The sequence below is a fragment of the Undibacterium sp. GW821-FHT11H02 genome (assembly GCF_058808015.1).
This window is the reverse complement of sequence record NZ_JBXARG010000004.1, coordinates 66,619-87,717: the sequence shown is the minus strand read 5'-3', so window position 1 is coordinate 87,717 and position 21,099 is coordinate 66,619. Positions and strand designations below refer to the sequence as shown.

The 21,099-nt window shown below is 46.0% G+C and carries 20 protein-coding genes; 6 read left to right on the top strand and 14 right to left on the bottom strand.

Annotation, left to right across the window (positions count from 1 at the left end):
• Positions 1–10: 10 nt before the first annotated feature.
• A complete protein-coding gene (locus AC1RR2_RS05645; protein ID WP_493221324.1) occupies positions 11–1,357 on the bottom strand; it encodes a porin in 1,347 nt (448 codons plus the stop codon).
• A gap of 412 nt (positions 1,358–1,769) precedes the next feature.
• Here AC1RR2_RS05645 and AC1RR2_RS05640 point away from each other — a divergent pair, with 412 nt between their 5' ends.
• Positions 1,770–3,005, top strand: a complete 1,236-nt coding sequence (locus AC1RR2_RS05640) for an SGNH/GDSL hydrolase family protein (protein ID WP_493221323.1) — start codon at positions 1,770–1,772, stop codon at positions 3,003–3,005.
• Between the two features lie 136 nt (positions 3,006–3,141).
• Here AC1RR2_RS05640 and AC1RR2_RS05635 read toward each other — a convergent pair whose 3' ends face one another.
• The 4 genes from AC1RR2_RS05635 to AC1RR2_RS05620 all read right to left on the bottom strand — a co-directional run bounded on the left by AC1RR2_RS05635 (position 3,142) and on the right by AC1RR2_RS05620 (position 5,612).
• The gene (locus tag AC1RR2_RS05635; protein WP_493221322.1) at positions 3,142–3,612 is read right to left on the bottom strand and encodes a DoxX family protein; all 471 of its coding nucleotides are present in this window, start codon (positions 3,610–3,612) and stop codon (positions 3,142–3,144) included.
• Positions 3,613–3,657: 45 nt separating this feature from the next.
• Positions 3,658–4,437, bottom strand: a complete 780-nt coding sequence (locus AC1RR2_RS05630; RefSeq protein ID WP_493221321.1) for an HvfC/BufC family peptide modification chaperone — start codon at positions 4,435–4,437, stop codon at positions 3,658–3,660.
• Entirely contained in the window at positions 4,427–5,245 is an 819-nt protein-coding gene (gene bufB / locus AC1RR2_RS05625) for an MNIO family bufferin maturase (RefSeq protein WP_493221320.1), read from the bottom strand. The genes AC1RR2_RS05630 and bufB overlap by 11 nt, the downstream gene beginning before the upstream one ends.
• Before the next feature lie 103 nt (positions 5,246–5,348).
• Entirely contained in the window at positions 5,349–5,612 is a 264-nt protein-coding gene (locus AC1RR2_RS05620) for a BufA1 family periplasmic bufferin-type metallophore (protein ID WP_493221319.1), read from the bottom strand.
• Between the two features lie 207 nt (positions 5,613–5,819).
• Between AC1RR2_RS05620 and AC1RR2_RS05615 the strand changes: the two genes are divergently transcribed.
• Positions 5,820–6,035: an RNA-binding S4 domain-containing protein gene (locus tag AC1RR2_RS05615; protein WP_493221318.1), complete on the top strand. Its 216-nt coding sequence runs from the start codon at positions 5,820–5,822 to the stop codon at positions 6,033–6,035.
• A 53-nt stretch (positions 6,036–6,088) separates the two neighbouring features.
• Here the strand turns inward: AC1RR2_RS05615 and AC1RR2_RS05610 are convergent, their stop codons facing one another.
• From AC1RR2_RS05610 to edd, 7 genes are all read right to left on the bottom strand, one after another.
• Positions 6,089–6,535 (bottom strand): hemerythrin domain-containing protein, encoded by a 447-nt coding sequence (locus AC1RR2_RS05610; RefSeq protein ID WP_493221317.1) that lies wholly within the window; start codon positions 6,533–6,535, stop codon positions 6,089–6,091.
• 283 nt (positions 6,536–6,818) lie between these two features.
• Positions 6,819–7,025, bottom strand: coding sequence for a YjfB family protein (locus AC1RR2_RS05605; RefSeq protein ID WP_493221316.1), 207 nt, complete (start codon positions 7,023–7,025; stop codon positions 6,819–6,821).
• Between the two features lie 121 nt (positions 7,026–7,146).
• Positions 7,147–7,677, bottom strand: coding sequence for a molybdopterin-guanine dinucleotide biosynthesis protein B (gene mobB / locus AC1RR2_RS05600; protein ID WP_493221315.1), 531 nt, complete (start codon positions 7,675–7,677; stop codon positions 7,147–7,149).
• Between the two features lie 147 nt (positions 7,678–7,824).
• On the bottom strand, positions 7,825–10,581 hold the full coding sequence (ppc, locus tag AC1RR2_RS05595) for a phosphoenolpyruvate carboxylase (RefSeq protein ID WP_493221314.1): 2,757 nt from the start codon (positions 10,579–10,581) through the stop codon (positions 7,825–7,827).
• 253 nt (positions 10,582–10,834) lie between these two features.
• Positions 10,835–12,454: a glucose-6-phosphate isomerase gene (pgi, locus tag AC1RR2_RS05590; protein WP_390211380.1), complete on the bottom strand. Its 1,620-nt coding sequence runs from the start codon at positions 12,452–12,454 to the stop codon at positions 10,835–10,837.
• A gap of 251 nt (positions 12,455–12,705) precedes the next feature.
• A complete protein-coding gene (eda, locus tag AC1RR2_RS05585) occupies positions 12,706–13,344 on the bottom strand; it encodes a bifunctional 4-hydroxy-2-oxoglutarate aldolase/2-dehydro-3-deoxy-phosphogluconate aldolase (RefSeq protein WP_493221313.1) in 639 nt (212 codons plus the stop codon).
• Between the two features lie 171 nt (positions 13,345–13,515).
• Positions 13,516–15,363, bottom strand: a complete 1,848-nt coding sequence (gene edd, locus AC1RR2_RS05580) for a phosphogluconate dehydratase (protein ID WP_493221312.1) — start codon at positions 15,361–15,363, stop codon at positions 13,516–13,518.
• A 320-nt stretch (positions 15,364–15,683) separates the two neighbouring features.
• Between edd and zwf the strand changes: the two genes are divergently transcribed.
• The 4 genes from zwf (at position 15,684) to AC1RR2_RS05560 (ending at position 19,905) form a co-directional block, all read left to right on the top strand.
• Positions 15,684–17,141, top strand: coding sequence for a glucose-6-phosphate dehydrogenase (gene zwf, locus AC1RR2_RS05575; RefSeq protein WP_493221311.1), 1,458 nt, complete (start codon positions 15,684–15,686; stop codon positions 17,139–17,141).
• Positions 17,128–17,901, top strand: coding sequence for a 6-phosphogluconolactonase (pgl, locus tag AC1RR2_RS05570; RefSeq protein WP_493221310.1), 774 nt, complete (start codon positions 17,128–17,130; stop codon positions 17,899–17,901). The genes zwf and pgl overlap by 14 nt, the downstream gene beginning before the upstream one ends.
• Positions 17,902–18,020: 119 nt before the next feature.
• Positions 18,021–18,932 carry an SIS domain-containing protein gene (locus tag AC1RR2_RS05565; protein ID WP_493221309.1) on the top strand — a complete coding sequence of 304 codons (912 nt, stop codon included), beginning with the start codon at positions 18,021–18,023 and terminating at the stop codon, positions 18,930–18,932.
• 133 nt (positions 18,933–19,065) lie between these two features.
• Positions 19,066–19,905, top strand: coding sequence for an HDOD domain-containing protein (locus AC1RR2_RS05560; protein ID WP_493221308.1), 840 nt, complete (start codon positions 19,066–19,068; stop codon positions 19,903–19,905).
• Between the two features lie 38 nt (positions 19,906–19,943).
• On the opposite strand, the gene AC1RR2_RS05555 is transcribed toward AC1RR2_RS05560, so the two are convergent.
• Entirely contained in the window at positions 19,944–20,396 is a 453-nt protein-coding gene (locus AC1RR2_RS05555; protein ID WP_493221307.1) for a flagellar basal body-associated FliL family protein, read from the bottom strand.
• A gap of 37 nt (positions 20,397–20,433) precedes the next feature.
• Entirely contained in the window at positions 20,434–21,033 is a 600-nt protein-coding gene (locus tag AC1RR2_RS05550) for a lysophospholipid acyltransferase family protein (RefSeq protein ID WP_493221306.1), read from the bottom strand.
• Positions 21,034–21,099 lie beyond the last annotated feature (66 nt).

Here is a 21,099-nt window from a genome sequence, read left to right as displayed (position 1 = left end):
GATCCTATGATCAGAAACGATGGCGAATACCAAATTGCATGACACGTCCTGGTTGACCTGGCACCTCGGTAAAACCACCCGAAGCACTAGCTGCACCTGGCGCATACTGACCATCGTTTTGATTCTTGGTATAGCCAACGACTGCATAAAGATCTGTACGTTTGGACAAATTATAGTCGTAGCCCAAGCCATATTGAGTCACATCGCTATTCGACAAAGTTTTGTCATCTTGATGACTATACGACGCCATGATACGGCCATTACCAATCTTGTAATGCATACCTAAGCTATAACTCTCAGCTTTCAGCTTGAAATTTTTTGTGATATTAGATCTAAAAATACTGGTCCAAGCAGCGATAACCGGCGTTGGAACGCCTCCTGCTTTTAAACCTGGAGTAATTTCTTGATCCCAAGCATCAAAAAATACCGGTAACAAAATAGAGTTCTCATTTTTCATCGACTGATAGCCAGCGAAAAACTTAAAGTCATCGATACTATATGAACCACCCGCTGTCGCTGTTATCAAGCCTGTAGTGCCATCAGTATTTGTACCGCGGTTATAACCAATACCAACGTCGAAACCGTTCGCCTTGTATTTCACATTGGCAGCAAGAAAGTCCTTATCTAAGCCGATGTAACCAGAATTTTTAAAGCCGTACATCAATGCACCGCCAAAACCGTTAGGTAACTCAATACGGTACTGTAGAGATTTATTTGAGCGAATCGCCATGCCGGTCGTTAACAATCCACCGGTACCGCCAGTAATACCACCCCAACTACCCGCCATTCCACTCTCAAATGTATCAGCTGCATTAAAAATTTCATACGCAGGCGTGTACATACGACCAGCTAAGATTGCACCGACTGGTGTGATCAAACCGACCATTGCCGTACGATCAAACAAACCGCCATCAGGTCCACCGCCTCTTGCCAACACCTGCGGAGAAGTCGCATTTACGTTATATTTAGGCTGCAATGCAGAACGCACACCAGCTAAGGTTTGAGCCGCCGCACCTTTCAATGCAGGGTTGCCAAAATCTGGAAAGTCCATACCTTTAGTCAATGCATAGCCTTGATAATCGCTCAAGTTACCTGCCTTGTTACTACCGGTATCTACCTCTACACGAGCTTCCAGATTGAAAATTGCTTTGTAACCCCCGCCCATATCTTCAGTGCCTTTAAAGCCGATACGGGAGCCGTCGGCAATACCACTGACCATCTTCGTTTGAGTGCCTTTACCACTATTACTGACTTGAATGCCTGCATCCAAAATCCCGTACAAGGTAACATTGGTCTGTGCAAATACTGGGGCAGCAAAACAGGTACTCAATGCAGCGATTATTAACTTCATTTTCATTTTTTTGTCTCCAAAATAGTTCTCAAATACTTGTAAAACGAACGCACGTACTAATTTTCATTTGTCAAAATATGACATTGATCGCAGCACTTGTATAGGAGCATCGCTAGGAATTCTAGTATTGTCGCAAAATAGATACTAACAAAAAATGTAAAACGAGCGTCAAAAAAAGACATCTCAGAATACCTTTCATCTGCTATGAAACCAGCAATAAAAAATGGGACTTTTTCATTGATAATTTTCAATACTTGCTGTGTAAAAATGATGATTTTTTTCGAATAAAACTTCTAATTTTGAATGTCGTTTAATTGCACCTCTCAACCCCATGCCAGAACGTAATGGCATATAGTGAGCACTCAAATAGCACTATCGTTCGTTTCGCCCAAATTTATAAAATTGATCAGGAGACAAAATGCGTCATTTAAATTATTCACTCACTATCCTTGCAGCCGCGATTCTTGCCGGATGTGGTGGTAGCGGCGGCAGTGCCACCGATCCAGCGCCAAAAATCAAGTTTACTTCCCAAGTCACTTTCGGTGATAGTTTGAGCGACGTCGGCAGCTACAAAGTAGGTACGGTCGCGGCATTGGGCGGAGGTAAGTACACAATTAATAGCGCGACCTCCAAGAATTGGACAGAAATTGTGGCGGCAGATCTAGGTTTGCCAGCACCATGTGCAGCGCAAACAGGCTTAGAAGGTTTGGCGTCGCAAGGATTCAACGTAGCAGTCAAAAATAATTCTGGCTGTACAGGCTATGCACAAGGTGGCGCACGTGTCACCAACCCAGTGGGACCAGGCAACAAAGCTTTGGGCGGTAACAATGCAATTTTGGGGCAAATGACAGTACCGGTCGCTAAACAAATTCAAAATCACTTAGACGCAGTCGGTGGCAAATTTAGCGGCACTGAAATCGTATTCGTCAGCGGCGGTCCGAACGATGCGTTTATCCAAGCGAGCACATTATCCGCCGCAGCGACAGCCGCAGCGACAGCCGCGGTAACCGCAGCGGTACCAGGTCAAATCCAAAAGGACATCGCTAGCGGCGCGTGTAAGCCGACTGATGCGCAAGCAAGTAATTGCGTACCTGCTGCAGTGGCAACTTTAACGCCTACGGTTGGAGCTCCCGCTGGTGCTGCTTATGCTAAAGCGAACGCGCAAACCTACGTGGATGCAATGGGAACCGCTGGAACTGAATTAGCTGGCTACGTGAACAATCTCATATTGGCAAAAGGCGCCAAATATGTCGTGGTCATCAATATGCCAGACTTGAGCAGAACGCCCGACGCCCTGAAACAAAGTGCTGATACCCAAACTTTGTTAAACGGTATGAGCATCACATTTAATGCCCGCCTACTGGCCGGTTTGGCCGGCAATGACAATGTCTTATTTGTAGATCTGTTCTCACGCTTCCGTGACCATACTGCTAATCCTGGCACTTATGGCATCGGTAATGTAACGACACCCGCTTGTGATCTGACAGCAGCGAAGAATCCTCTCGGTTCATCTTTGGTTTGTAGCGCCAACAACTTGATCGCTGGCGATACTAGCAAATACTATTTCGCAGATAATGTTCATCCATCCCCCTTAGGTTACTCTTTATTCGCTAGCTTTGTCGGCGAAGAGTTAGCAAAACGTAAGTGGAAGTAAGCTGAATTTAGCGATAATGGGAAGAGTTAAAGTTTCTTCCCAAAATAAAAAAACGGGATTTATTCCCGTTTTTTTATTTTGTGCCATTTAGATTAGAGATTATGAACCAAGTATTCCTGATCAAGTTTCCTGGTTACTACTGCTTTTGCTGCAGCAAACGCTGCAAAAATCTGTCGCAACTTAGTTTATCTGGTCCCCATATGACAGAGAGCAATAACAGCCCTCCCCAATAAAAGTGATCATTCAGACCGGCGGGACAATCCAAAGTCCAAAGGATAGGATAGGAAACCAATGCCATCAGATTTACCGCAAATAAGCCGACGCCTGCTAGACGTGAAAAGAGTCCTATCAATAACAAAACTGAAAAAATAAGCTCCCCCGCCGTTCCCAAGTAGGCAGCGATTTCCGGCGAGACCATCGGAACTTGATACTCCTCACGAAACAATTCCAAAGTTGAGGGCCAATCTTGCAACTTTACCCAACCCGATTTTAGAAACTGCCACGAGACGAATACTCGCAAGCCAAGTTCGACGATTGTACGAATGAGGTCTTGCAACTTACCATCGAAACGCGTCAATGATTGATGCAGATATAGGAATTTATTCATTGGAATATCAAAGCAAAATGATAGAGCTAGTTAGTCGAAACAAACTCACAATTCCTTACACTTATATCCAATAAAAGCCCCCGAAGAAAACCATCTCTGCAATTGTGCGGCAATATCAAACTGTGGATCAATTGATATTGCCAGTTCTAACGCATCACCCAATGTCTGACCTTGCTGCAAGGCGAGTAGGGCTTGAAAACTCGCCGCATCTAAAAGCATAAGTTCACCCCGCCACCTAGGGCGACTAATTAAAGCCCAACAGGCGCTATCTAAGGGAACATCAATTGCGACCACGGCTTGCACCTGATGCGCCAGATACACTTGCGCCGCAGCATAAGCTGCCTGAAACAGGCTACTTGCAGGATGAAACAGCAATCGGCTTTGCTGCATATTACTTCCTGCCTCATGCAAAAATTGTTGCAAACTGATTGGCGCTTGGTTTTCAGCATAGTAAGCACAATGCAATTGCCATTCCAATTCGGCTACCGCACTGAAATAAGGATATGTTTTCACTGCCACCTCGTCTGCGAGATAACGCGAAAATTGTGATCCAAACTGATTCAAATCGCCTGATTGAGAAGGAAATTGCCTGCCGTATTGCAAAGCAAGGTAAGTAAAAAACTCAGTCCCAACCAGTTGTTGCAGAACTGGAAAAGTATTTTCCAAAGTCTTGATCCAAATACTCTGGACATTGCCTCGATAGATCGACAGACGTTGTCGGATCACGCTAGATCCTGTAGAAAAGAAATCAGGGACTAAATCCAAATCCGGAGCCACAAGTAGCTGAGAAAACTCTTCTTGGATTTGTCGCAATTTATCGTCCATGCTTAGCCCTTAGCTGCTGACGAATCTCTTGAACTTTATTGGCTTCGTTCAATAACACGTCCAATTCAGGCACATCTGTGTCCCATTCAATCAGCGTAGGAATTTCAGCGCTCACACTTCGACAAAACTCGCTATAAAGCGCCCAAACTTCAGGCGCCACACAACTGCCGTGGTCGTCGATCACCCCCCCCTCAACACTGGTATGGCCTGCTAAATGAATCTCACCAACAACCTGATCTGACAAACTTGCAAATCGCTGTATCGCCGCGCGAGCGTCCTCACCGTGATTGCATTGATTGACGTAAAGATTATTAATGTCCAGCAAGATGCCGCAGCCAGTTTGTTGACTCAAAGAGATAAGAAATTCCGCCTCGCTCATAGCATCATCGCGAAAACGTACATAAGTGGACACGTTTTCAATCAAGATCTGGCGCTGCAAATAATTTTGTAGGAAATCAACTCGTTCGCAAACCAGCTTCAAAGCGCAGTCCGACAAAGTTAGCGGTAATAAATCGTTGAGATTTTGCTGAGCCACAGCGCCCCAGCACAGATGTTCTGAGACCAAACCAGGTTGAATTCTGTCTACCAGGCGTTTTAGCTTTTGTAGATGAATTTGATTGATCTGATCAGGCGCCGCGGAGCCTAGACCGAGGCCTACACCATGCAAACTGATAGGATGGTTTTGTGCGACATGTTCGAGTACGTGTAAATCGAATCCGCCATCACCAAAATAATTTTCAGAGTGAACTTCTAACCAGTCTATTTCTATTTGCTGCTCTAGAAACTGACGATAATGTGGTGTCCGCAAACCTATTCCATTGCCCGTTAATATAGGCGCTCCGGACGTAGATTTGCGGTTTTCAATGGAAGAAAAATTGTTCTTCAAGTTTAAAAAATCTAAATCGCAAAACTTAAGATTTAGGTGCTTCTAACTTGCCGCCCATTTTTTCGCAACTACCTGCTGGTACCTTTTTCCATTCATTAGGATCATTATCCTTCTTACTCTGACCAGCACACGAGTGACTGCCATTTTTTGTCGCGCAATCATTTGCTCCCGCTTTAGCGATACCATAGCATTTCTCTGTCTTTGGCGTATCAGCCGCCATCAAAGTAGAAGAGCCCATCAAACCTGCCAATGCGACGGCAATCATTGCTTTACTATTTAAGTTGCTCATGTTTTTTCTCCAAAATGTAATAAAAAAAGCAGCGATAAGACGCCACTAACTGCAAACAACAATGAGTAGTCGAGACAGTCAAAGAATCCTTACAAAACTACTTCAAAAAATTTTTGAATTTTGATTCTGCCTCGATTTTGCTCGCTAGTAAAGCCTTTAAAATGGTGTATCCTCGCACATTCAAAGAACTTTTTAGATTGGAAAGTCATGCAAGAAATCAGCTTTAGCGTAGAAGGCGACTATGTAGAATTAAATCAGCTATTAAAACTGGTGGGAATTTGCGATAGCGGTGGCGCAGGGAAAGTCATTGTCGCCAGTGGCGCAGTCCGCGTAGACGGTAAACAAGAACTGCGCAAGACGGCGAAAATTCGTCCAGGTCAAAAAGTTCAGTTAAGCGATGTTTGTATCAAAGTACAAGCGTAAAGCTGAAGCACTCGTCTGCATTTACAAAAAACGAGTGCCAAACACCGCCATATTTAGGCAGCACTACTTATTAAGTCTTTCTTGGCCTCTTGTGACTTTTCTACAGCAATTTCATTGCTGATTAAAAACTGGGCCAGCATATTGTCCATTGTGGCTACGTGGTGCTCAAACCATAAAGGTAATTCTTCTGCCAAACTAGCTCCAAGGTCACACTCACCATCTGCATAGCGCCGTCTAACTTCTTGCATTACTTGCAAAACGGCGTCATGTTCGCCTTGATGGCATCCAGCCGGAGGAAAATTGTTGTCACGCATCCAAGTATCTTCTTGCGCAAAGTGTTCGATTGAATGTTCTATCAATGCGTCAAGGCGATTTAGGTAAGTACTAGGCTCATTCAAAGACAAAGCGGCACATAGCGCAACGAACTCTTGATGAGTTTCATCCATCACATCATGCTGCAAACTCAATCTATCCGACCAGTTCCAGTCTGGTTTTGTCATACACATCCCCAATAATACAAATAGTCATTACAAAATAAGGCTCAATGAAGTTTCAACAACATAATCATTCGACTCAAACGATCTGAAGGATCAGAGCAATAAAACTAAAGCCTTGCCATCATGATGAATTATCACCGATTGCGTGAAATCTAGCTTGTGCCATTGGGCACAATTATCACTCAAATCGTATTAGCTAAAAAAACTTTCCCCAAAAACAAAACAGCGCTCAATTTTCATTGAACGCTGTTTACTGAGCAAAAAATAAATTCGATAGACTATACAGTCAGGCGGTTGTATTAATATTACGTCCCAAATTAGGCGGTAAGTTTGGCACAGTATTAGCACTAGAATTAGGGATGGCTTCAATCAGCGCAGTGGCGCTATCTTTACTAATATCCATTGCCTTCTTCAGCACCGCAATGCTCACCTCTTGACTGACACCTACATCGGCTATCGTAGTTGCAGATCTCGCAATTCCGGAAACATCCATGACAATTCTCCTTATCTATATCTCCTTTAACGGTCAGAATTTAAGGATACTTTAGCGTTTTTTTCAAATTCTTTTTTTTATGTTCTCTATGCTTGGATCGCGGCTCGAATGTTGTCATAACTTACAGTGCATTACTGAATCGCCCTTGACTAAGATTATCTAATAGCCAATCCAACACTTGCTGAGTTTGATTTAAGTCTAGCCAGTTAATGTGTTCTGGGCAATCGCTTGGGCGTGGCACATCGGAAGCGACCGCTACAACATACTGATCATTTGGATAAATTGCGGGCTTATTTAGTGCAGGACGGAATACTTCCAATTTTGCTATCGGCGCCCATTTGTAACCTTCAACTAAAGTCAAATCGGCTGGTGCAAGTCGTAACAACAACTCAGCTAACTCAGGTTCCGGCACTTCAGGTAATTCATGAACAATGGCATAACGAAAAGGTGAAATTAGCAAGACTTCTTGCGCACCAGCGCGTCGTAGTCGAGCACTGTCCTTATGTTCAGGCTCCAAAATCACATCGTGATGACTATGTTTTACCAAATTGACGCGTTTAGATTGTGCGCTTAATCCTGCAAGTAAATTTTCCAACAAGCTAGTCTTGCCACTGCCTGACCAGCCTATCACACCTAGTAATGCAATTCCCATAGTCTTAAACCTGCCAATAAAAAAGGGAGTATAGCGAATACTCCCTTTTTGACCGAATAATAATTAAAGATGCGTATCCTATGAAGGATTCGTTGTTTGATTTACCTGTCCTAAATCAAGACTAATCAAGCACTCATCAAGCACTCGTCAACCACTATTACGCAGACCAGCGGCAATACCATTAATCGACAAATGAATTCCGCGACGTACACGTTCATCTTCATCCCCCTGACGATAGCGCTTTAGGAGCTCGACCTGTACATGATTCAACGGTGATAAATAAGGGAAGCGATTGACGATAGAACGTTTCAATAAAGGATTATCTGACAACAGATCTTCACGCCCCGAAATTTGTTTAAGCACTTCTATCGTTAAAGCATGCTCTGCTTCCAGGCGCGGAAAAATACGGTTGCGTAATTCCTCATCTTTGACCAACTGCGCATAACGACTCGCAATCCCGATATCGCTTTTCGCCAAGACCATTTCCATATTCGACAAGACAGTCGAAAAGAAAGACCAGTCTTTAAACATCGCTTGCAGAGTCTGCAAACCATGACTTGGATTCGCCTCTAAATACTGCTTGACCGCACTACCAAAACCAAACCAGCCTGGTAACATCAAGCGGCATTGTGACCAACTAAAGACCCAAGGAATCGCGCGTAAATCTTCGATCGCAGTCGATTTCTTACGTGATGCAGGACGACTGCCAATATTCAAACCAGCAATTTCAGAAATCACCGTCGATTCCCAGAAATATTGCTCAAAGCCTTCGGTCTCGTAGACCATATTCCGATACGCTTTAAAGGCATTTTCGGATAAAGCTTCCATGGTTTTGAGAAATTCTGGACGTAGCGCCAATTCCGTGTGCGATAGCAAACTCGCTTCCATCGTAGCGGCAGCCAAGACTTCTAAATTACGACGCCCTACCTCGGGATTTGCATATTTCGCGGTGATAACTTCACCTTGTTCTGTCAAACGAATTTGGCCTTGGACCGCACCTGCTGGTTGCGCCAAAATCGCTTGATAGCTTGGACCTCCACCACGACCAACGGAGCCACCACGACCGTGGAATAAGCGCAGGCGCACTTGATGTTTGGCGAAGATTTCAACTAAATCAATTTCGGCTTTATACAATTCCCAACCAGAGGTTAAGAAGCCGCCGTCTTTATTACTATCTGAATAGCCGAGCATGACTTCTTGCGCATTATTCCGACTCGCCAACAAACGCGCATAAGCTGGGATACCGAATAATCTATCCATCGCTGGCGCACTATTTTGCAAATCACCTATCGTTTCAAATAGCGGAATAATATTCACATCGAGACGCGCTTCGGCTGGATGCAATAAGCCAGATTCTTTCAACAATAAGGCGAGTTCCAACATATCGGAAACACCGTCGGTTTTCGAGATAATGCAATTCGGTACTGCACCCTTGCCGTAACGCTGTTGCGCCGTACAAGCGGCACGATAAATCGCTAATTCAGATTGCGTTTCTTCTGAATACGTTAAATACGGAGACGCTAATGGGCGCGAAGAACTGATTTCTGCTACCAAGACGTCGATGCGTTGATTTTCGTTCAATGACAAATAATCGATAGTTGGATTCGCTGCTTTGAGCAACTCCGCCACCACGCGTTCGTGTACATCAGAGTTTTGACGCAAGTCGATCGGTGCCAAATAGAAACCAAACACACGAACTGCACGACGTAGATGACGCAGGCGGCCACGGGTAATTCCTATCGAGCCATTGTCAGATAAAGATTGATGAATCACATCGAGATCGGCGACCAATTCTTCGGCGCTAGAATAAGCATCCGCAAGGCCACAAGGCGCGATCACAGGATCTAAACCTAACAAGTTTTTAAAAGTACTTGCCAAGCGCGCATAGACGCCGCTGACTGCCAAACGATACGGCTCATCCGCACGATGTGGCGAATGATCGGGAGACCGTTCAGCAAGTGCCACCAACTCAGGCGATACTTTCACCAGCAAGGTCGCCATCGACAATTGTGAACCCAGCGTGTGCAATTCTTCCAAATAGAATTTGAAAGCACGCGTCGATTGCATGGTTAGCGTTTTTTCCAAAACGCTGGCTGTCACAAACGGATTACCATCACGATCGCCACCGATCCAACTGCCTAAGCGCATGAAGCTCGGCAACTCCGTTTTCTCAAAGCGCTGATCTTTACTCGCGAGTAAATCTTCTAGGCCTGCGTATAAATGCGGTAACTCGCGCAAGAAAGTGTAATCATAAAAACTCAGACCATTTTCGACTTCATCGAGCACCGACAACTTCGACATGCGCAACATACGCGTCTGCCACAAAGTCAACACCGCACGCTGCAAAGCATCTTCATTGGCACGCGATTCTTCTGGCGTCAATTGCATACGATCACGTTCATCTAATAAGCGCGTGATCACCATTTGGCAATTCAAAATACTCTTACGCTGAACTTCAGTTGGGTGTGCGGTCAGCACCGGACTTACTTCCGCTGTCTGAAAAAATGCATTCAAATTTTCAGCGGCATTGTCACTGGCGAACAATGTTTCTATCGTATGTGCCAGGCTACCGCGACGAGGTGCGGAACCAGCGATCAAATGCGCACGTGTGCGACGAATATGATGCTGATCTTCCGCCAAGTTGACTAAGTGAGAAAAATAACTGAAGGCGCGAATCAAATGCGTAGTCTGATCATTCGTTAATGTATCGAGTGTATTTTCCAACTCTGCACGCGCCGCCACATCGGCATCGCGACGAAAACGAATAGAGTTTTGACGCACCGTTTCAATCAGTGAAAACACTTCTTCACCGTGTTGATTTCGCACCGTGTCACCCAAAATGCGCCCAAGGCGGCGGATGTCTTCACGGAGGCTCTGGTCTTTATCGTCAGCGATATCGTTCATGATCAGCTTTAAATGGTTTTAAATAAATTAAGAAAAGTAAATAGTTTATGCGAAACGGAGCAACTAAAAAGTCAAAACATCTTAACAAAGCAGATCGCGCTGCGCGCGGGTAGATCAGCTTCATTCAATATAAATCAAATGCCTACAATTCATATTGAGGAAAATGGTTTTTGTAGGGCGGGTGCAACCCGCCCTACACTCTGAACCACCCTCACTCTAGCCCTCTCCCGCTTGCGGGAGAGGGAACTACATCTCAGCGATGGCGCTTGGTCAAAGCTTTTAACAAACCCTTGGTGGAACTATCGTATTCTTCTTTCACTGCCGCAGGATCGAGGCTAATCAATTGTTGCGCCAAGGATTTGCCCAACTCGACGCCCCATTGATCAAACGCATTGATATCCCAAATCACCGATTGCACAAATACTTTATGTTCGTACAGCGCGATCAGCGCGCCTAGCGAGCGTGGCGTCAAAGAATCGAGCAACAAAGTAGAGGTTGGACGATTGCCTTCAAACACACGTGGTGCCAACATTTTTTCAGGTAAATCACCTAATTCTGCACGCACTTCATCGATGTTTTTACCCCATGCCATCGCTTTCGACTGTGCGAAGCAGTTCGCTAACAAGGCTTGATTGTGGCCGGGCAAACCAGCATCATCATCCGCAACAACAATAAAATCGGTTGGAATAATCGTCGCGCCTTGATGCAGCAATTGGAAGTAAGCATGTTGTCCATTGGTACCCGCCTCGCCGAACAAAATCGGTGAGGTCGTGTAATCGACGCGCTGACCTTCACGCGTGACCGATTTACCATTACTTTCCATTTCTAATTGTTGCAAGTAGGCTGGCAAGCGTGTCATGCGTTGGTGATACGGCGCGATAGACAAAGCTTGTAAACCAAGGAAATTGATATTCCAAACACCAATCAATGCCATCAAGACGGGCAAATTCTGCTCTAGCGGCGCTTGCGCAAAATGCAAATCCATCTCATGTGCGCCGGCCAGCATTTCTTCAAAACGATCTGCGCCAACGTACAAGGCAATCGACAAACCAATCGCGCTCCACATTGAGTAACGACCACCCGCCCAATTCCAAAATGGGAATACGTTTTCCTCTGCGATGCCGAATGCGGCAGCCGCTTTCACATTGGTACTCAGAGCGACAAAGTGTTGACGAATTTGATCTTCAGGACAACCATGATTCAACATCCATTCACGAGCAGTACGCGCATTGGTCAAGGTTTCCATGGTTGTGAAAGTTTTGGAAGCGACTACGATCAGCGTTGTTTCTGGATCGGCGTTTTCTAAAGAATCGGCAACGTGACGACCGTCAACATTAGACACGAAATGTAGGGATAGATTTTTTTGCGACCATGGTGCCAAGGCGATACAGGCCATTTGCGGGCCGAGATCCGAACCACCGATACCGATATTGATAATCGTACGAATTGGTTTACCGGTGTAACCCAACCAACGACCTTCACGTACTGCATCGCTAAAACTACGCATTTGCGCTAAAACACTATGCACATCGGCCGCGATGTTTTCACCATTGAGCATGAATTTCTCGCCCTTAGGCAAGCGCAATACCGTGTGTAAGACGGCGCGATTTTCTGTATTGTTAATTGCTTCACCACGCAGCATCGCATCACGACGTGATTCGACTTCTTGTTGGCGGGCTAGAGCTAACAAATTGAGTTTCGCCGTCGTGTCCATGCGTTGTTTGGAATAGTCCAACAACATACCGCAAGCGGAAGCAGAGAAGTGTGTAAAGCGCTGCGGATCAGCGCGAAACAACTCTTTCAAGCTCGACATATTATTTGCGCGTTGCTGTAACAAACACCACAATGGAGTACGAGAAACTGAGATAGCCATGATCAAACAACCTGAGAAAAATTAATTGAAAACCAAACGCTTCAGCACAAGGCTGTAAATAAAAAACACCTGCTCACTAATTGATGATGGACAAAATCAAAACCCCTCAACGCCGAGACGCTGAGGCGCTGAGAAGTTCAAAAAAAAGAGAAAACCTCTCTTTTAAGGTTTTACTCCGCGTCTCCGCGCCTCGGCGTTGAGGGGTTTTCGTTCTTACTTTATTCATCACAAGTAAAACTACACCACGATACCTATCGGCCTGCCGCCGCAGCTTGCGCAGCCAATTGTCCAATTGCCGCCCAGTCATTGGCGCTGATCAAATTTGCCGGGCACATCCAAGAACCACCCACACACAGGACATTCGCTTGCTGCAATAAAGTCGGCGTAGCTTCCACCGTCACGCCACCTGTCAAACAAAATTTCACGTCGGGGAATGGGCCGCCGAGTGCTTTGGCCATCTTCACGCTACCAACGATATCGGATGGGAATAGTTTGACGACATTGAAACCATGTTCCAATGCCAGCATCAAATCACTTGCGCCACCAACACCTGGGAAATACGGCAAACCCGATTCTGCTGCCGCTTTAGCTAACACTGGTGTAATCCCTGGGCTAATACCAAAGGCCGCACCGGTATTCCGTACCGCATCGAGTTGTGCTGGTGTCAAAATCGTTCCCGCACCAACCGTCACGCTTGGGCAAGCTTTTACAACTTCACGCAAGACCGTCATTGCGTTCGGCGTGCGCAGCGTAATTTCAACCGCAGGCAAACCATTTTCTGCCAACGTCGTCACGCAACGTATCGCTTGATCCACATCATCGGTGACCAAGATAGGTAGCACGCGTACTTGTGCCAGTTGGGAAATAATCGCTGCTGTCGTCATAGTCATCTTGGTCTCACTTCAAAACGGTAAATTACTAAACTCAAAAAAAATTTCACTGATCTATTTAAACCCCTCAACGCCGAGACGCAGAGACTCCGAGAAAATCGAAACAGAGAAATCCTCTCTTTTAAGGTTTTACTCTGCGTCTCAGCGCCTCGGCGTTGAGGGGTTTTAAAATCAAACAAACAAAGTCGAAGCGCCCTGCTCTGGCGATGTCACGACGCGGCGTTGCGCGACGAATAAATCACGTCCATAACCATAGCTGCTATCGATGCTGATACTTGGATTCGTGCGGCTTGCCCAAGTTGCTTCATCGACTAAAGCACGCAATTCACCCGTGTGCACATTCAATTCAATCATGTCACCATCACGTACTTTGCCGAGTGGTCCACCTTGCGCCACTTCGGGACTCACATGCAAAGCGGCTGGAACTTTGCCGGAAGCGCCGGACATACGGCCATCGGTAACCAAGGCAACTTTGTAACCAGCCGACATGAGGCTACCGAGTACCGGCGTGAAATGATGCAGCTCAGGCATACCGTTCGCTTGCGGCCCCTGGAAGATCACCACAGCGACGAAATCTTGATTTAATTGCCCTGCTTTATAAGCACCAACTAAGGCGTCTTGCGATTCAAATACTTTGGCAGGAGCACGCACTATCCATGCGTCTTCCGGCACCGCCGAAGCCTTCACAATCGCGCGACCTAAATTGCCTTGCAATAAGCGTAGGCCACCTGTTGCGGCAAACGGTTCATCTACATTACGCACGACAGCAGGATCACTTGATTTTTCGGGATGCGCGATAAAAGCCACTTTGCCATCTTGTAATTCTGGACGTGTTGTGTGCGACGCTAATCCTTGATCGCCAAATACTGTCATCACATCCGCATGCATCAAACCTTGCGACAACAATTCGCGAATCACAAATGTTGGGCCACCCGCATCTTCAAACGCATTCACGTCTGCAGTGCCATTCGGATAGACACGGGTCAACAATGGAATCACCGAAGACAATTCATCAAAATCTTGCCAATCAATGAGGATGCCAGCAGCGCGTGCAACCGCAATCCAGTGAATGGTGTGATTAGTTGAACCGCCAGTCGCCAACAAAGCAATCACGGCATTCACGATAGTTTTTTCATTCACGACATGACCGATAGGACGATAATCGCCACCCGCTTCCGTCAATTTCAACACCTGCTCCACCGCCGCATCGGTTAAGGCGTGACGCAAAGGATCAGATGGATGAACGAATGCCGCGCCGGGCAAATGCAAACCCATTGCTTCTAATAACATTTGATTACTGTTGGCAGTGCCGTAAAAGGTACAGGTACCGGCACTATGGTAAGCCGCACTTTCCGCAGCCAATAACTCTTCTTTAGTCGCTTTGCCTTGCGCATAGCGTTCACGTACTGCTGCTTTTTCTTTATTCGACAAGCCAGAGCCCATAGGACCGGCTGGAATAAAGACAGTTGGCAAGTGACCAAAAGCTAAAGCGCCTATCAATAAACCAGGCACAATTTTGTCGCAAATTCCAAGACACAAAGTCGCATCGAAGGCGTCGTGCGACAGAGAAATCGCCGTTGCTTGAGCAATCACATCACGCGAGAACAAAGACAATTCCATGCCTGGACGACCTTGCGTTACACCGTCGCACATCGCAGGCACACCGCCGGCAACTTGTGCTGTCGCATTGAAGCGCAATGCCGCCTCCTTGATTTGATCAGGGTAAGTGGCGTAAGGCTGATGTGCCGACAACATATCGTTGTACGCTGTAACGATACCGATATTCGGTTTCTGTGCCTGATTCAACCAAATCTTGGTTTTATTGTCTGCTGCCGCATTCGCATGTGCCTGATTAGCGCATGACAAACTAGCGCGGCGCGGACCACGATTGCGTAATTGCTCCAAGCGCGCCAGATATTCCGCGCGCAGAGTTTTACTACGATCCGTAATGCGCTGAGTAACTGCATCAACCACTGTGTTGATTGCAACTTGATGTGTATTTTGTCCAGAAGTCGTCATAGTTTTGTGGGGGTATCTAATTCGAATAACTGAAAGATAGCACAAAAACAGAAAAAAACTGTAACAAACTTTCAGAAAAGCGATAATTTTCTGTTTAAAACATAAAAACCATCAAAAATATCGTAATGAAACTACATTTTTGAAGAAATATGGTTTAAGCTGTGGCATAATTTATTCAATCAAAGAACATTTTTTAACCGCAGAGGCGCAGAGTACGCAGAGATTTTTAAAAAGCACCTCCGCGCCCTCTGTGCCTCTGCGGCAAAAACGATTTTAAGTTTCTTTAATTTTTTCTCTAACTAGAATTATTCGGAGTCCACATGACTACTTTTGTATTGTTTGGCGGTACTGGCGATCTGGCAAAACGCAAGATCATTCCTGCACTGTACAGCGCGTTCGTCAATGGACGTCTTGATCCCGAATTTAGTTTTATCGGCGCGGCACGTGAAGCCTTAAGCGACGATGATTTCCGTACCCGTGTTGCAGCGAGCATAGAAACCTATGCAGCAAAAGCAAATGGCACACCAGAACAATTAGCCGCATTTCTGGCGCTGACAGGCTATTCAAAAATTGACGCGAAAGTACCGACAGATTTTGATGCCTTAAAAGCGCGTGTCAATGCCGATACGACTAAAGCAAAATTATTCTATCTGGCGATCGGCCCGGATATTTTTATTCCCGTCGTCGAGCAATTATCGAAACACGGTCTGGTTGAAGGTAATGCCCGCGTCGTGGTCGAAAAACCTTTGGGGCGCGATGCGAAATCTGCCAAAGAAATCAATTCCGCCCTGCGCACTTATTTGAACGAAAATCAAATCTATCGTATCGATCATTACCTCGGTAAAGAAATGGTGCAGAATTTATTTGCACTGCGTTTTGCCAATTCCTTCCTCGAACCTTTGTGGAATCGTAAGTGGATACAAGACGTACAAATTTCGATTTCCGAACAAGTCGGCGTTGAAACTCGCGGTGACTTCTACGACAAGACAGGCGCATTACGTGACATGGTACAAAACCATTTATTGCAATTGGTGTCTATCGTAGCGATGGAGCCGCCAGTCAACGCCAACCCTGATGCGATCCGCGATGAGAAAGTCAAAGTCTTACGCGCATTACGTAAATTTACGGCAGACGATGTCGCGAAGAAAACTGTACGTGGTCAATATCGCGCTGGCGCAGTCGATGGCAAGCCCGTTATCGGCTATCAACATGAGCCGGGCGTACCTGCTTCTAGCCGCGCTGAAACCTTTGTCGCGATTCGTGCTGAGATTGATAACTGGCGTTGGGCAGGCGTGCCGTTCTACCTGCGTACCGGCAAACGCATGGCGAGTCGTTGCGCTGAAATTACGATTAACTTCAAACCGATTCCGTATTCGATATTCGGTAAAGGCCAAGGTCCACTGCGCTCTAATCGTCTGGTCATCACTTTGCAACCGGAAGAAAGCGTGCAATTGTTTATGAAGGCAAAAGAGCCAGGCGAAGGCATACGCTTGTCTGACGTGGCATTGAACTTGGACTTTGCCGAAGCGTCCAACCTACGCCGTGTTGAATCCTACGAACGCTTATTGCTCGACGCTTTGCATGGCGACCTGACTTTATTCGTACGTGACGATGAATTGGGCGCCGCGTGGGAGTGGATCGATCCTATCATGTCTGCTTGGGAAAATGATGCCGAGGGTTTGAAATCCTACATCGCAGGCAGCTGGGGTCCAGCGGCGGCAAGTTATTTGTTAGCGCAACACGGAGCAGCGTGGGGCGAAGAGTATGTGGAAGGCTAAGCAAACCATGGAAGCAGTGATGGAGACAACAGCACAAAATTCGTCGAATATGCCAAACACAGATAGGGCATCGAGCGTGCAAGCTAACACACAATTTCGTCGTTTCGAGAATTTTGCCGAGCTGAGCAAATCTCTGGTTGGCGAATGGATCAATCTCATCGATAGCGCAGCAACTGCCAAGCGCCCTGCGGCATTCGCGCTTGCAGGTGGCTCAACACCCGCACCAGTTTATCGTGAACTCGATCAGGCGCTGGCACAACGATCACCATCCGATGTGCGCCTGACCGCCACCGACGAACGCTGGGTGCATGACAATGATCCGCAAAGTAATGAAGGCTTATTCAAGAAATGCCTGCCACTCAGCTATGGCAAACAATGGAATTTGGTCTCTTTAAAAAATGCGGCAAATACACCGGAAGTAGCGATGGAAGCGATCAATGAACGCCTGCATCAACAACTACCAACTCGCTTTAGCGCAATCTTGCTGGGCATGGGTGCTGATGGTCATATCGCGTCTTTGTTCCCTGGTGCACCTGTGCAGGCAGATGGCTTAGATTGTTTGGCCGCAGTCCATCCGCAAACCCATCAGACGCGCATTTCTCTATCATTACCACGTCTATTGCAAACTGAAAAAATCTGGCTGGTAATTACTGGTGACGAGAAACGTCAGGTGTTTGAAAACGCATTAAAGACAAGTCTGCCTATCACCAATTTACTAAAACAGGCACAATGTCAGATTGAGGTTTTTTGGTGTCCATAAGTTGGTGCCCGTAAGTTGGTGTCCATCAGCTTTGAAACGTCGCTAACACCGCGCAGAAAGCGGACTCATAAGGTCGGCCTTCAGCAAAACAAACGTATAAGACAAAAGGCAATCACAACATGGTCAACGTACTTTCCACTAAAAACACCACGACCAATAATCCTCCTGAAAAAGGATTGCTGGCACGCATACGCGTTGCCAGTACAGCTTTAAGCCGCGCCGAGCGACAAGTCGCTGATTTCCTTTTGCAGAAACCGCATGACGCGCTCGAGATGTCGATACGCGTACTGGCACAAGTTTGTAATGTGAGTGAACCGACAGTCGCACGCTTTGCGCAGTCCTTAGGTTTTGATGGCTTCAAATCCTTCAAACTAGCGTTTGCTAAAAGCCTGGCAACCGGAATTCCTTATTTGCATTTGGATGTGAATCAGGCCGATCATGTGAAAGATGTTTTACCAAAAGTCTTCGATCGCACCATCGCAACCTTGATGGAAGCACGTAACACCGCCAATAGCGCCACCTTCGAAGCCGCGGTCAACTTATTATCACGCGCTCGCCGTATTGAATGCTATGGTCTCGGTTATTCAGGCGCTTTGGCAATTGATGCGCAACTCAAATTTTTCCGCTTCGGCATTCCAACCACGGTCTTTTGCGATGCTCACTTGCAGGCACAATCTGCCAGTTTATTAAACAGCGATTGCTTAGTGGTCGCCTTTTCCCGCACAGGTCGTACGCGTGATTTAATCCGCAGCGTGCAATTGGCGAAAGATACTGGTGCAAAAGTCTTAGTCTTATGTGCCAGCGGTGGCCCTTTGGCAGAACTCGCTGATGTGCATATCAGTGTCGATGTGGAAGAGGATCCGGATATTTATACACCGATGACTTCGCGCCTTGCCCACTTGACCTACATCGATGCATTGGCAGTTGCGGTAACGCTTTTACGTGGCCCGGCAGCGATTGATATGCTGGAACGTGCGAAAGCCAGTATTTCAGAAAAACGCTTAGTCTCTAAGCTCGATGAAGCGCTCTGATACACTGGCTTCTATCAGAAGATCGGAAGATTACAACACTCTCTAAAAATTAATCAAAAATCATGTCCTAAAGTCTCAATTTCTGGCAAGCTGCTTTTATACTGATTCTATCTTTGAAAGGGGAGTAGCTTCTATGACGCATTTGAGTCTGCAACAAGTTACTGAGAATTTAAAAGACTTACCTACACTGCCTGCCATCGTGATGGAGATGCTCAATAGCCTCGATCAAGAAGATGTGGACATGAGCGTACTGGCTCAAAAAGTGACGCAAGATCTGGCACTGACGGCAAAAACGCTACGCTACGCCAACTCGCCCTTCTATTCCACATTAATTAAAGTCACCACCATACAGCAAGCAATTTCCTTATTGGGATTGGAAACGGTACGTCAAATGGTGCTATCAGCTGCATTGTCAGGCTGCTTTCCAGAAAACAATTGCCAGGGATTTAATCACAAGGCTTTTTGGCGCCATTCAAATGCCGTGGCTTTTGTCTCTAAATTAATCGCTAGGCGCATGAACTTTAATGAAGACGTGGCGTTCACTTCAGGTCTGTTGCACGACATTGGCTTATTGGCTTTAGTCAGTTTATATCCACGTGAATTCGAACAAGTTATCGCCTATCGCAAAGAAACTTTAGCGACGCAATTTGAAGCAGAAAGAAAAATACTCGGCATCGATCATGCCGCTGTTGGCGAGGCACTGGCGCAAGAATGGAATTTTTCAGAAGTCATGAAACTTGCGATTGCTGGCCACCACAATCCAGACCGGCCTGGCATAGGTTTCTTAGCGTCTATTATTCACGTAGCCGACGGCGTCAGCCACATGCTAAGCCGCAGTGCGGGATCAGAAGAACAAGCTATCTCGGTCTCAGTTGTATCGTGGAACGGTCTGAATCTAGACCAAGCGTCCTTAGATACTTTGATTGAAGAGGCGACGATACGTTTCAAAAAACTAGATCAAATTGAATTGTGAAAACGACCCGACCAAAAATGCTGAGACAATAAGCAGAGCTAAATATTGTTTTGATCTTGCATTAACAATTCAGTCACCATCACCGCCTGAATTTTGTCGGTCTTAAGTAGTAAATTGAACTTACGTTTAAGCTCATCTTGCAATTCGATCAATCCTTCTTTAGAACGAAAGCTCGCGACTTCAGTGGTGCTAAGTTCCTTATGAAAATAAGCATCTAAAGCCGGCTGATTTTCTTTCAGCCAATCCTCATCACCAGCACCGACCTGTACTGTTACAGCCAGTCTTGCCACCATGCCCGAATCATTGACGATAGTCTGTTTTAACTCAACGTAGGTGGGCGATGTTTGTACCGGTGCACTACTGCGAACCTGATAAATAAAAAACGCAACAACGGCAAATAGAAATAACACAAGCAAGGCGACATAAATGGTGAATTTATCTTGCGCCCGTTTAGTTTTTATCGAATTCGCTTCATTTTTTTTAGCCGCCAAGTTCTATCCCTCCTTAAAATCGGCTACAAGCAATCTCTTATTTCACTTGAATATTGTCGGAATCAAACTGCTGTGGATTCTTACCACTAAATCCCGCATAAAACTGTTTAATCAAAACCATATCCTCTTCAATGTTGCCACAAGGATAGAATATTTTTCCGACTCCGCCTATCTTTTCTTTAAAATCGACATAGCCTAAACCTAAGGGAACACCTGCACCGATCGCAATATAATAAAAACCGGTTTTCCAACGCGTTACTTTGCCACGCGTTCCTTCAGGTGGAACTATGACCAATAATCGATCATTTTGATTAAATGCATCGATCGTACCCTGTACCAAATTACCTGATTGCGATCTATCGACAGGTATGCCGCCTAGCCAACGCATGATCGCTCCAAAAATAGGAGGAAACAAACTAGACTTGCCCATCCAGTACACGTCCAAACGCAATACAAAACAAATCATCAGGGCAATAGGAAAATCCCAGTTACTCGTATGTGGCGCGCCTATCAAGACACACTTTTGCACATCAGCGGCGCTACCATCTACGCGCCAACCTAACAAACGCAAAACTAGGGCCGAGATCCAACGCATTACGGTATTAATTATCGGTGTTTTAAATATGGTGAAATGCATACGTGGTCTCTTCGCAAACAATGCTAATCCAAGACACCAAAATCACTCGGCAATATGCCTGACTTC